Source organism: Zeimonas sediminis (genome assembly GCF_023721795.1).
Classification (GTDB): domain Bacteria; phylum Pseudomonadota; class Gammaproteobacteria; order Burkholderiales; family Burkholderiaceae_E; genus Zeimonas; species Zeimonas sediminis.
In genome coordinates this window covers 287221-300037 of sequence record NZ_JAMQYE010000002.1, presented here as the reverse complement: position 1 = coordinate 300037, position 12817 = coordinate 287221, and the positions used below count along the sequence as shown (strand labels likewise).

10 protein-coding genes are annotated in these 12817 nt (G+C 72.1%); 4 read left to right on the top strand and 6 right to left on the bottom strand.

Annotated elements, in window-relative coordinates:
- The first annotated feature begins 42 nt into the window (after positions 1–42).
- From M6I34_RS16795 to M6I34_RS16780, 4 genes are all read left to right on the top strand, one after another.
- Positions 43–1878: an NAD(P)H-dependent oxidoreductase subunit E gene (locus M6I34_RS16795; RefSeq protein ID WP_272486961.1), complete on the top strand. Its 1836-nt coding sequence runs from the start codon at positions 43–45 to the stop codon at positions 1876–1878.
- A complete protein-coding gene (gene fdhF / locus M6I34_RS16790) occupies positions 1875–4709 on the top strand; it encodes a formate dehydrogenase subunit alpha (protein WP_272486960.1) in 2835 nt (944 codons plus the stop codon). Before M6I34_RS16795 ends, fdhF begins: the two co-directional genes overlap by 4 nt.
- Positions 4710–4772: 63 nt before the next feature.
- A complete protein-coding gene (gene hemL / locus M6I34_RS16785; protein WP_272486959.1) occupies positions 4773–6053 on the top strand; it encodes a glutamate-1-semialdehyde 2,1-aminomutase in 1281 nt (426 codons plus the stop codon).
- 3 nt (positions 6054–6056) lie between these two features.
- A complete protein-coding gene (locus tag M6I34_RS16780; protein ID WP_272486958.1) occupies positions 6057–7295 on the top strand; it encodes an MFS transporter in 1239 nt (412 codons plus the stop codon).
- 704 nt (positions 7296–7999) lie between these two features.
- Here the strand turns inward: M6I34_RS16780 and bktB are convergent.
- The 6 genes from bktB to nth all read right to left on the bottom strand — a co-directional run bounded on the left by bktB (position 8000) and on the right by nth (position 12815).
- Positions 8000–9184, bottom strand: coding sequence for a beta-ketothiolase BktB (gene bktB / locus M6I34_RS16775; RefSeq protein WP_272486957.1), 1185 nt, complete (start codon positions 9182–9184; stop codon positions 8000–8002).
- Positions 9181–9897 carry an alpha/beta hydrolase gene (locus M6I34_RS16770; protein ID WP_272486956.1) on the bottom strand — a complete coding sequence of 239 codons (717 nt, stop codon included), beginning with the start codon at positions 9895–9897 and terminating at the stop codon, positions 9181–9183. The genes bktB and M6I34_RS16770 overlap by 4 nt, the downstream gene beginning before the upstream one ends.
- Before the next feature lie 10 nt (positions 9898–9907).
- A complete protein-coding gene (locus M6I34_RS16765; RefSeq protein WP_272486955.1) occupies positions 9908–10918 on the bottom strand; it encodes an inorganic phosphate transporter in 1011 nt (336 codons plus the stop codon).
- A gap of 13 nt (positions 10919–10931) precedes the next feature.
- On the bottom strand, positions 10932–11567 hold the full coding sequence (locus tag M6I34_RS16760; protein ID WP_272486954.1) for a DUF47 domain-containing protein: 636 nt from the start codon (positions 11565–11567) through the stop codon (positions 10932–10934).
- Positions 11568–11703: 136 nt separating this feature from the next.
- Positions 11704–12132, bottom strand: a complete 429-nt coding sequence (locus M6I34_RS16755; RefSeq protein ID WP_272486953.1) for a DUF1841 family protein — start codon at positions 12130–12132, stop codon at positions 11704–11706.
- An 8-nt stretch (positions 12133–12140) separates the two neighbouring features.
- A complete protein-coding gene (nth, locus tag M6I34_RS16750; RefSeq protein ID WP_272486952.1) occupies positions 12141–12815 on the bottom strand; it encodes an endonuclease III in 675 nt (224 codons plus the stop codon).
- Positions 12816–12817: the final 2 nt, after the last annotated feature.

The following is a 12817-nucleotide window of genomic DNA, read 5'->3' as shown; positions in this document are numbered from 1 at the left end:
AGAGTCCGGGAGATGGATCGAAAACCGCAGGGGAGCCCGCCGGTGCACCAGAATCGGCTCGACCAGGATAGCCCGTCCGCGTATCGCCGCCCGCCGGGCAAGCCGAAGGGGCGCCAGCCGGACGAGGGCGGCCGCGAGCGCCTGCGTGCGCTGCTCGGCGACGCCCCGCGCCGCCGCGACCTGCTGATCGAGCACCTGCACCGGATCCAGGATGCCGAGGGCTGCCTGAGCGCCTCGATGATCGCGGCGCTGGCCGACGAGATGCGGCTCTCGCAGGCCGAGGTCTTCGAGGTCGCGAGCTTCTACCATCACTTCGACCTGGTCGGCGACGGCGCGGCGCCCCCGCCGGCGCTGACGGTCAGGGTCTGCGAGTCGATCTCCTGCGCGATGGCCGGCGGCGAGGCCCTGGCGGACGCCTTGCCGGCCCTGCTCGGAGCCGGCGTGCGGGTTCAGCGAGTGCCCTGCGTCGGTCGTTGCGAGCAGGCCCCGGTGGCCGTCGTCGGCCGCTTCCCGGTCGGCGCGGCCACGACCGACTCGGTCCGCGCCGCGGTCGACGGCGGGCTGCGCGAGTGCCCGCTGCCGGATGCCCAGGACCTCGACGCCTACCTGGCTGCCGGCGGCTACCGTGCGCTCGCGGCGGTGCTGGCAGGCTCCGGTGCGCAAGGCGGGGCGATGGGCGGGGCCGGCCCGGCGATGACGCGCGAGCAGGTGATCGACAGGCTCGAGGCCGCCGGGCTGCGCGGCCTGGGCGGCGCCGGTTTCCCGGCGGCCCGCAAGTGGCGCGCGGTGGCCGGTGAGCCCGGGCCGCGAATGCTCGTGGTCAACGCCGACGAGGGCGAGCCTGGCACCTTCAAGGACCGTCATTGCCTCGAGACCGCGCCGCACCGCATGCTCGAGGGCATGCTTATCGCCGCCGCCGTCGTCGGCTGCGACGACTGCTGGATCTACCTGCGTGACGAGTACGCGGGCGTGCGCGCGCTGCTCGAGCGCGAGCTCGCCGCGCTGCGGGCGCGCCCGCCGGTGCCGGGCATGCGGCTGCCGGGCATCCACCTGCGCCGCGGCGCTGGCGCCTACATCTGCGGCGAGGAGAGCGCGCTGATCGAGTCGCTGGAGGGCAAGCGGGGCATGCCGCGGCTGCGGCCGCCCTACGTGGCGCAGGTCGGCCTGTTCGGCCGTCCGACCCTGGCCCACAACGTCGAGACGCTGGAGCGCGTGGCGGCCATCCTCGCCGAGCCGGCGGGCGCCGACGGCCGGCCCGACGGCTCGGGCTGGGCCGCGCACGGCCGGCGCGGACGGCGCGGCCTGCGATTCTTCTCGGTCTCCGGGCGAGTGCGCCAGCCCGGCGTCAAGCACGCGCCGGCGGGCATCAGTCTTCGGGAGCTGATCGACGAGCACTGCGGCGGCATGGCCGACGGGCACGAGCTCTACGGCTACCTGCCCGGCGGCGCATCGGGCGGCATCCTGCCCGCTTCGCTCGCCGACCTGCCGCTCGACTTCGACACGCTGCAGCCCTACGGCAGCTTCATCGGCTCGGCCGCGATCGTCGTACTGTCGCGGCAGGATCTCGCGCGCGAGGCGGCGGTCAACCTGATGGACTTCTTCCGGCACGAGTCCTGCGGCCAGTGCACGCCCTGTCGCGCCGGCACCGCGAAGGCCTCGAAGCTGCTCAGGGCGCCGGACTGGGACACCGGCCTGCTGGAGGAATTGTCCGGCGCGATGGCCGATGCCTCGATCTGCGGGCTCGGCCAGGCCGCGCCGAACCCGGTCCGGTCGGTGATCCGCTGGTTCGGCCACGAGCTCGGCGGGCAGGCCGCGCCCGACCGGGCGCGCGGGGCCGGCGATTCGCGCGGGCCCGGCGACAGCGGAGGGGGACGATGAGCCCGATCGCCTTCGAGCTCGACGGCAGGCCGGTCGAGGCGCTGCCCGGCGAGTCGATCCTCGAGGCCGCGCGCCGCCATGGCGTCGAGATCCCGCATCTTTGTCACCGTCCGGGGCTGCGGCCCGACGGCAACTGCCGCGCCTGCGTCGTCGAGATCGACGGCGAGCGCGCGCTGGCCGCCTCGTGCTGCAGGGCACCCGCGCCCGGCATGAAGGTCAGTGCCGCCGGCGAGCGGGCGCGCCGATCCCAGAAGATGGTCGTCGAGCTGCTGCTCGCCGACGCGCCCGGCGGCGGCCACGGCGAGGCCTCCGAGCTTCGGCACTGGGCCGATGCGCTGGGGGTCGGCGAGCCGCGCTTCGCGGCGCGCGAGCAGCCGGCCGCCGACTTCAGCCATCCGGCGATCGCGGTCCAGCTCGACGCCTGCATCCAGTGCGGGCGCTGCACCCGGGCCTGCCGCGAGGAGCAGGCCAACGACGTCATCGGCTACGCCTGGCGCGGCGACGCGGCCCGGATCGTGTTCGACCAGGCCGACCCGATGGGCGCGTCGAGCTGCGTGGCCTGCGGCGAGTGCGTGCAGGTCTGCCCGACCGGCGCGCTGCTGCCCAGAAGGCTCGACGCCCGGCCAGGCGTGGCCCCGCTCGCGCACGCCGCCGCCTCGGTACCGGCGGACGCCGCCGACGTCGCCGGCGTCGGTGCACCCGGACCCGCGGTCGTCGCCGGCCCCGGCGATCGCCAGGTCGACTCGCTGTGCCCTTTCTGCGGCGTCGGCTGCCAGCTGACCTGGCAGATCGAGACGGGGCCGGGTGGCGACCGGATCGTCCGCACCGACGGACGCGACGGTCCGGCCAATCGCGGCCGCCTGTGCGTGAAGGGACGCTTCGGCTTCGACTACGTGGCCAGTCCGGAACGGCTGACCGTGCCGCTGGTGAGAAGGCCCGGCGCGCGCAAGGAGCCGGAGTTCGGCCGCGTGCCCGAGAACTGGCGCGAGCAGTTCCGCGAGGCGAGCTGGGAGGAAGCGCTGGCGATCGCCGGCGGCGGGCTGGCGGCGATCCGCGACGTCCATGGCCCGCGCGCGCTGGCGGGCTTCGGTTCGGCCAAGGGCAGCAACGAGGAGGCCTACCTGTTCCAGAAGCTGGTGCGCACCGGCTTCGGCTCGAACAACGTCGACCACTGCACGCGGCTGTGCCACGCCTCGTCGGTGGCGGCGCTGCTCGAGGGCATCGGCTCGGGCGCGGTGTCGAACCAGGTGTCCGACGTGCTGAAGGCCGATTTCATCCTGGTGATCGGGGCCAACCCGACCGCCAACCATCCGGTCGCGGCCACCTGGATCAAGAACGCCGCGCGGCGCGGCGCCACGCTGGTGGTGGCCGATCCGCGCCGCACCGAGCTCGCCCGTCACGCGTCGCAGGTGCTGCAGTTCCGGCCCGACACCGACGTCGCGCTGCTAGACGCGATGCTGCACGCGATCATCGACGAGGGCCTTGTCGACGAGGCCTTCGTTCGCGAGCGAACCCGCGATTTCGACGCGCTGCGCGAGGCAGTCGCCCGCTGCTCGCCCGAGGCGATGGCGCCGGTCTGCGGCATCGACGCGGCCACGATCCGCTCGGTGGCGCGCGCCTACGCGACCAGCGGCGCATCGATGATCCTGTGGGGCATGGGCGTGTCGCAGCACGTGCACGGCACCGACAATGCGCGCTGCCTGATCGCGCTGGCGCTGGCCACCGGCCAGATCGGCCGTCCCGGCACCGGCCTGCATCCGCTGCGCGGCCAGAACAACGTGCAGGGCGCGTCCGACGCCGGCCTGATCCCGATGATGCTGCCCGACTACCACCGGGTCGCCGACCCGGGCGCCGCCGATCCGTTCGAGCGAGCCTGGGGCGTGGCGCTCGACCGCGAGCCGGGGCTCACCGTGGTCGAGATCATGCACGCGGCGCTGGCCGGCCGGATACGCGGCATGTACGTGATGGGCGAGAACCCGGCGATGTCCGACCCCGACCTGCATCACGCGCGCGAGGCGCTCGCGAAGCTCGACCTGCTGGTCGTGCAGGACATCTTCCCGACCGAGACCGCGGTGCTGGCCGACGTGATCCTTCCGGCCTCGGCCTTCCCCGAGAAGACCGGCAGCTTCACCAACACCGATCGGATCGTCCAGCTCGCGCGCCAGGCGCTCGAGCCGCCGGGGCAGGCGCGGCAGGACCTCGCGATCATCGTCGACATCGCGCGCCGCCTCGGGCTCGACTGGTCTTACGCCCACCCGCGCGAGGTCTTCGAGGAGATGCGCGCGCTGATGCCGTCGATCCGCGGCATCTCGTGGGAGCGGCTCGAGCGCGAGGGCGCCGTCACCTATCCGTGTCCCGACGACTCCTCGCCGGGCGAGCCGGTCGTCTTCCGCGAGCGATTCCCGACCGACGACGGGCGCGGCCGCTTCGTGCCGGCGCTGCCGGTCCCGGGGGCCGAGCTGCCCGATGCCGAATGGCCGATGGCGCTGATCACCGGACGGCAGCTCGAGCACTGGCACACCGGCGCGATGACCCGGCGGGCCACGGTGCTCGACGCGATCGAGCCGCAGCCGACCGCCTCGCTGAACCCGCGCGACCTGGCCCGTCTCGGGCTGGCCGCCGGCCAGCGCATCCGGGTCGAGTCGCGGCGCGGCGCGATCGAGCTGCTGGCGCGCGCCGACGACGGCGTGCCGGCGGGCAGCGTGTTCGTGCCCTTCGCGTACGCCGAGGCCGCGGCGAACCTGCTCACGCACCCGGCGCTCGATCCGTTCGGAAAGATCCCCGGCTTCAAGCACTGCGCGGTTCGGGTCGGGCCGGCATCGATCCATTAGACTTCGGGGGCTAGGCCCGCCCCGCGCGGGTCCTCTCCGCAACCCTTTCTTATTGCCTCTCGCATGAGCACCAACGCATCGGAATTCGAGCGCGCGCAGCGTGTCCTGGTCGGCGGCGTGAACTCCGCAGTGCGCGCGTTCCGCGCCGTCGGCGGCACCCCGCGCTTCATCGCCCGCGCCGAGGGCGCCTACATGTGGGACGTCGAGGGGCGCCGCTACATCGACTACCTGGGCTCCTGGGGGCCGATGATCGTCGGCCAGTCGCACCCGAAGGTCGTCGAGGCGGTCACGCGCGCGGCGCGCGACGGGCTCTCCTACGGCGCGCCGAACGTCATGGAGACCGAGCTCGCCGAGCGGATCTGCCAGATCTTCCCGCACGTGGAGCGGGTGCGCTTCACCAGCTCCGGCACCGAGGCCGCGATGTCCGCGCTGCGCCTGGCGCGCGGATTCACGAAACGCGATGCGATCGTCAAGTTCGAGGGCTGCTATCACGGCACCGCCGACAGCCTGCTGGTCAAGGCCGGCTCCGGCGCGCTGGCCTTCGGCACGCCCAGCTCGGCCGGCGTGCCGGCGGACCTCGCCAAGCACACGCTGGTCGCGCAGTACAACGACCTGGCCAGCGTCGAGGCGCTGTTCGCCGAGCACGGCGAGCGGATCGCCTGCGTGATGGTCGAGCCGATGCCCGGCAACATGAACCTGATCGTCCCGAAACCGGGCTTCCTCGAGGGCCTGCGCGAGCTGTGCACCAGGCACGGCGCGCTGCTGATCTTCGACGAAGTGATGTCGGGCTTCCGCGTCGCGCTGGGCGGCGCCCAGGAGCTGGTCGGCATCACGCCCGACCTGTCGGCCTTCGGCAAGGTGATCGGCGGCGGCATGCCGGTCGGCGCGATCGGCGGCCCGGCCAGGGTCATGGAGATGATGGCCCCGCTGGGTCCGGTCTACCAGGCCGGCACGCTGTCGGGCAACCCGATCGCAATGGCCGCCGGCATCGCCACGATCGACCTGATCCGCGAGCCGGGCTTCTTCGAGCGGCTGGGCCAGCGCTGCGGCCGGCTCGTCGCGGGCCTGAACGACGCCGCGCGCGAGGCCGGCGTGGCCTTCTGCGCCCAGCATCGCGGCGGCATGGCGGGCATCTACATGCTGTCCGCGCCGCCCGCCAGCTTCGCCGAAGTGCAGCGCCAGGACGTCGAGCGCTTCAAGCGCTTCTACCACCTGATGCTCGATGCGGGCGTCTACCTGCCGCCTTCGCCGGTCGAGGCCTTCTTCTTCTCGTCGGCACACTCCGACGCCGACATCGACGCCACGATCGCCGCCGCCCGCAGCGCGCTGAAGGCCGTGGCCTGAGCGATGGGCGCCGCGAGTCCGTCGGCGGGCGCCCCGGCGCCCGCCTCGTCGTCGTACCTGAAGGTCCTGCTGTTCGGCTGCGCGATCCTGGTCATCTCGACCGGGGCGCGCTCCTCGTTCGGCCTGTTCCTGCCCGAAATGACGATGGCGCGAGGCTGGTCGCGCGAGACCTTCTCGTTCGCGATCGCGATCCAGAACCTGATGTGGGGCATCGGCGGCTCCTTCCTGGGCGCGATGGCCGACAAGTACGGCTCGCTGCGCACGCTGCTGCTCGGCGGCGTGCTGTACGTGCTCGGCCTTCTGGGCATGGCCTGGGCCGAGACCGGACTGGGCCTGAACCTGTCCGCCGGCCTGCTGATCGGGGTCGCGATCGGCGGCACGAGCTTCGGCATCATCCTCGCCACGCTCGGCAAGCTGGTGCCGCCCGAGAAGCGCAGCCTCGCCTTCGGCATCGGCGTGGCCTCGGGGTCCTTCGGGCAGTTCCTGTTCCTGCCGCTGGCCGGCTGGATGATCGCCGACCTGGGCTGGCAGACGGCGCTGGTCCTGCACGCCGCGATCGTGGGCGCGATCGTCGTGCTGGCCTTCGGCGTGCGCGGCGACACGCCGGCCGCGGGGCAGGGCGGCGAGGTCAGGCTGGCCGACGGCATGCGCGACGCCTTCGGCGACCGCAGCTTCCACCTGCTGTTCTGGGGCTACTTCGTGTGCGGCCTGCAGATCGTGTTCCTGCAGCTGCACCTGCCTGCCTACCTGCTCGACAAGGGCATGCCGGCGAACGTCGGCGCGGCCGCGATCGCGCTGATCGGTTTGTTCAACGTGATCGGCTCCCTGGGTGCCGGCATGCTCGGCCAGCGCTATCCGAAGAAGTGGCTGCTGTCGGGCATCTACGTCGCCCGCTCGCTCGTCATCGGCCTGTTCCTGCTCGCGCCGCTGACCACCTGGTCGGTGTGGCTGTTCAGCGCCGCGATCGGGCTGCTGTGGCTGTCCACCGTGCCGCTCACCAACGCGCTGGTCGGGCAGGTCTGGGGCGTGAAGTACCTGGGCCTGCTCGGGGGCATCGTTTTCTTCGGCCACCAGATCGGCAGCTTCCTGGGGGCCTGGCTGGGCGGGCGCTTCTTCGACCAGTTCGGGAACTACGACCTGGCGTGGGCGCTGGTGATCGGCTTCGGGGTCTTCGCCGCGCTGGTGCACGCGCCGATCGACCAGCGGCCGCTTGGGGAGCGGCGCATCGTTTCGGCGGCCTGATCGCTCGCTAGTAGCAGTGCGCGGGCGCGGCGAGCCGGCAGCCCGGCGCCTGCCCCGGCGCGCTGTCGCCTTCGGCGAAACGCTTGGTCGCGCGGACGCTCAGCCCCGTCGCGGACCCCAATTCGCCGGCCCTTTGGGCCGGCTCAGACAAGGGTCCGCTCGCGCTTCGCGCGCCGGGTCTTCGCTGCGCTCCCGCGCCAGCGCACAGGGGCAGGCGCCGGGCTGCCGGCTCGCCGCGCTCGGACGGTGGGCGGCGCGATCAGGCTCGTGCCGCGGCTCGCGCTTGGCGAGCGTCCGCTGGTCGATCGACACGTGCGGTAGCGCGTGCTGCGAGTAATGGTCTTCGAGAGCAAGTCGCTGCCGGGTCTCGCGTGCCAACTACGCATCCTCGGCGGGCGGACGGCCTTCCGGGCTCGGGCCCTTCGGCGCTGGCGCGGGAGCGCAGCGAAGACCCGGCGAGCGAAGCGAGAGCGGAACGCTGTCTGAGCCCGCCGCAGGCGGGCGAGTTGCGTTCCGCGACGGGGCTGAGCGTCCGCGCGACCAAGCGTTTCCGCGAAGCGGACAGCGCCGCCGGGCCCGAGCCCGGAAGGCCGTCCGCCCGCCGCGCAACGCCGTCTCGCGAGCCCGCCGCGTGACACCGTCGCACGATGGGCGCGTGACGCCCGCGCGAAGTACGCGAGACGTCGTCGCCCCAGGCCACGAGCTCAGACGCGCTCGAAGATCGCCGCGATCCCCTGGCCGCCCCCGATGCACATCGTGACGAGCGCATAGCGCCCCTGGATGCGCTCCAGCTCGTACAGCGCCTTCACCGTGATCAGCGCGCCGGTGGCGCCGACCGGGTGGCCGATCGAGATGCCCGAGCCGTTCGGGTTCACCTTGGCCGGGTCGAGCCCGAGGTCCTTCGAGACCGCCAGCGCCTGCGCGGCGAAGGCCTCGTTGGCCTCGATCACGTCCATGTCCGAGGCCTTCAGGCCGGCCTTCTCGAGCGCCTTGCGCGACGCGGGCACCGGGCCGATGCCCATGTACTCCGGGTCGACGCCGGCGTGCGCGTAGCCGACCAGCCGGGCCATCGGTTTCAGGCCGCGGGCCTGCGCGGCCTTCGCTTCCATCAGCACCAGCGCGGCGGCGCCGTCGTTGATGCCCGAGGCGTTGCCGGCGGTCACGGTGCCGTTCTCCTTCGCGAACACCGGCTTGAGCTTGGCCATGTTCTCGAGCGAGGCGTCGGCGCGCACGTGCTCGTCGGTGTCGAACACGGTGACGCCCTTGCGGGTCTTCAGCTCGATGCCCAGGGTCTGCGAACGGAAGCGGCCCTCGGCGATCGCGGCGGCGGCGCGGCGATGGCTCTCGACGGCCAGCGCGTCCTGCTCGTCGCGCCCGATGCCCCACTTCTTCGCGACGTTCTCGGCGGTCACGCCCATGTGGATCGTGTGGAACGGGTCGTGCAGCGCGCCGACCATCATGTCGACGATCTTGCCGTCGCCCATCCGGGCGCCCCAGCGGGCGCTCGGCATGTGGTACGGGCCGCGGCTCATCACCTCGGCGCCGCCGGCCACCGCCGCGTCCGCGTCGCCCAGCAGGATCGCCTGCGAGGCCGACACGATCGCCTGCAGGCCGGAGCCGCACAGGCGGTTGAGCGTCATCGCGGGCACGTCCTTCGACAGGCCGCCTTCGAGGGCGGCCACCCGCGCCAGGTACATGTCGCGCGGCTCGGTGTTGATCACGTGGCCGAATACCACGTGATGGACGTCCTCGGCGCCCAGGCCGGCGCGCGAGACCGCCTCGCGCACGACTGCCGCGCCGAGCTGGGTGGGGGTGTGGTCCTTCAGGCTGCCGCCGAAGGTGCCGACCGCGGTGCGAACGCCGCTGACGATGACGACTTCACGAGTCATTGCAGAGTCTCCGATCGAAGGTAGGAAAAGGGAAGGCGTTTGCGCGAGCGGCCGCGGAACAGCGTCTGCAGCACGCGCGTGGTGCCGAGGTTCACGAGCGCCTGGCCGATCGCATGAGTTTCGTCGAGCGCGATGTCGAGCGACACGTCGGTGCCGGCCGCCCGCAGGTGACGGTAGCTGCGCTCGGAGTGGGCGGTCGGCACGACGCTGTCGAGCTCGCCGTGGATCAGGTGGATGGTCGGGGCGACGGTCTCGCCCTGCCGGACCGGCCGCGCCAGCCGCCCGGCGTAGGCGACGACGATGGCCGCCGAGCCCGGCGCGCGGCGCGCGAGCTCGAGCGCCACGGTGGCCCCTTGCGAGAAGCCGACCACGACCGTCTCGCTGCCGGCCAGTCCGGTGGCGGCCTGCAGCGCGTCGAGCCGGCGCGCGACCTCCTCGGCGGCTTCGACGACGCGCTCGGCGTGCCCGCAGGAGGCGCCGGCAGGGTCGTACCAGTCCTTGCCCGCGCTCGCGCTGGACGGGCGCAGCGCCTCGACCACCGCGGCCGTCGCGCCGGGGAACTTCAGCTGCCAGGCCAGCGCGATCGGCACGAAGGCCTCGGGCGAGGAGCCGGCGCCGTGCAGGAAGACGAGCAGCCGGCGGGGCGCCGACTCCGACATCGGCGGCAACTCGAGCCACAACTGCTCGCCCGGCTGGCGCCGATCGGCTTGCATCGGTCCGCTCCTACAGAAGCATGCGGCCGAGCCACCAGGCCACGGCGGCCATGATCGCCGAGGCCGGGATGGTCAGGATCCAGGCCCAGATGATCGTCCCGGCCAGCCCCCACCGGACGGCCGAAACGTTGTGGGACGAGCCGACGCCGACGATCGCCCCGGTGATCGTGTGGGTGGTCGACACCGGGATGCCGAAGCCCGAGGCCAGGAACAGCGTCATCGCGCCGCCGGTCTCGGCGCAGAACCCGCCGACGGGCTTGAGCTTGGTGATCTTCTGGCCCATGGTCTTCACGATTCGCCAGCCGCCGAACATCGTGCCGGCCGCGATCGCCAGGTAGCAGGAGATCACGACCCATTCGGGGGGGCGCTTGGCGGCCATGTCGGTCACGCCGGCGGCGATCAGCAGCAGCCAGATGATCCCCATCGTCTTCTGCGCGTCGTTGCTGCCGTGGCCCAGGCTGTACAGCGCCGACGACGCCAGCTGCAGCCGCCGGAACCAGCGGTCGGTGCCGCGCGGCGTGGCCTTGAAGAAGGTCCACGAGGTCGCCAGCATCAACAGCCCGCCCAGCAGGAAGCCGAGCGTCGGAGAGACGAGGATGAACAGGGCGGTCTTCGTGATCCCGCTGGCGACCAGCGAGTCGGCGCCCGAGCCCGCCAGCGTGGCGCCGATCATGCCGCCGATCAGCGCGTGCGAGGAACTCGACGGAATGCCGAACAGCCAGGTGATGACGTTCCACGCCAGCGCCCCGGCCAGCGCGCCGAAGATCACGTAGTGGTCGATCGACGCCGCCTCCACGATGCCCTTGCCGACCGTCGCCGCCACGTTCAGGTCGAACACGAACAAGGCCAGGAAATTGAAGGTCGCGGCCCAGGCCACCGCCTGGTAGGGCTTCAGCACGCCGGTGGACACGATCGTCGCGATCGAGTTCGCGGCGTCGTGGAAGCCGTTCATGAAATCGAAGGCGAGCGCCAGGACCACCAGGAACACCAGCACCGAGAAGGTGATCTGCACCGAGCTCATCGCGCGCGGCCGATCAGGCGTTCTCGAGGACCACGCCCTCGATGACGTTGGCCACGTCCTCGCACTTGTCGGACACGGACTCGAGCAGCTCGTAGATCGCCTTGAGCTTGATCAGCTGGCGCACGTCGGTCTCGTCGCGGAAGAGCTTGGACATCGCCGAGCGCATCACCCGGTCGGCGTCGGACTCGAGGCGATCGATCTCGGTGCAGACCTTCAGGATCGCCTCGGCGTTCTCCATGTCGTCGAGCATCCGGACCGCCGCCTGGACCCGCTCGGCGCACATCGCGTTCAGGTCGGCGAGCTGCTGGGCCTCGGGCGTGATCCGCTGCAGGTCGTAGAGGATCGCCGACTCGGCGACGTCCTGGATCAGGTCCAGGATGTCGTCCATCGTGGTGATCAGCTTGTGGATGTCGTCGCGATCGAAGGGGGTGATGAAGGTCTTGTGCAGCAGGATCACCGCTTCGTGGGTGATCTTGTCGGCGTCCTTCTCGGCCGCGTCGATCGCGTCGATCCGGGCGCGGCGCAGCGACACGTCGGCATAGTCGCTCATCAATCCGGCGAGCTCGCCGGAACCCGCGACGATGCGATCCGCGTGGCGGTTGAACAGGTCGAAGAACTTGCCCTCGCGGGGCATCAGGCGTCCGAACATCTCGGTCTTCCGTCGGGGTCTCGGTCTGCCGGGGAACAGTGTGGGAAACGGGGCCCGACTGCCGGCACGCGCTGCGGGCGGGCGGCCGAACCTCGAGTGCGAGCGGCCTGACCGGTGGGAAAGCGTAACAGAATCGTCATCCGGCCTGACGGCGGATGCATTCCAGGTAGGCCTGCGCGTCGGGCGTCGTGCGGTCGCGCTGGGCCCGCCAGATCGTCTCGCCGAGGCACTCCATGATCCGGTGCGCCGCCTCGTGCCGCGAGTCCAGCCTGCGGGCGAGCGCGTCGTGCGCCGCCCGGATGCCGGGCGGCTGGTCGATCTGCACTTGCTCCGAGATCGACAGGTGCATGGCCAGGTGCAGGAAGGGATTGCTGCGCCCGCCCTCCACCGGGTACTCGGCCGCGAGCGCCCGCTCGAGCGACTCGAGGTCGGGGTGGTACTCGGGGTGCTCGACGATCCAGTCCGCGGCGATCGTCTCGAGCGGCGTGAGCGGCAGCGCCTCGCGCTGCTTGCGCCAGGCCTCGCAGAAGAAGCGGCGGACGTCGTCGCGGGAGGGGTCGAACATGGTCGTCTTCAGTCGTCGGCGGCGCGCCGGCGGACGGCTTTCTCGCCCGGCGCCGGCGTCTTGCCGCGGTACTCGCACAGGTCGGCGATCGGGCAGCGCCAGCACTCCGGCTTGCGCGCCTTGCAGACGTAGCGGCCGTGCAGGATCAGCCAGTGGTGGCAGTCGCGCAGGAAGGGCGCCGGCACGAACTTCAGCAGGCCCTTCTCGACGGCCAGCGGCGTGGCGCCCTTCGCGATGCCTGTCCGGTTGGCGACCCGGAAGATGTGGGTGTCCACGGCCACCGTGGGCTCGCCGAACGCGGTGTTCAGCACCACGTTGGCGGTCTTGCGGCCCACGCCGGGCAACTGCTCCAGCGCCTCGCGGGTGCGCGGCACCTCGCCGCCGTGCCGCTCGACCAGGATCCTGCAGGCCGCGATCACGTGGCGGGCCTTCGAGCGGTAGAGCCCGATCGTGCGGATGTATTCGCACAGGCCTTCCTCGCCCAGCGCCAGCATCGCTTCGGGCGTCGGGGCCACGGCGAACAGCTTGCGGGTGGCCAGGTTGACGCTCTTGTCGGTCGCCTGGGCCGACAGCGTCACGGCCACCAGCAGTTCGAAGGGCGTCGAGTACTCGAGCTCGGTGGTCGGGTGCGGGTTCAGCGCCTGCAGGCGCCGGAAGATCTCGGTGCGACGCTCGCGGTTCATCG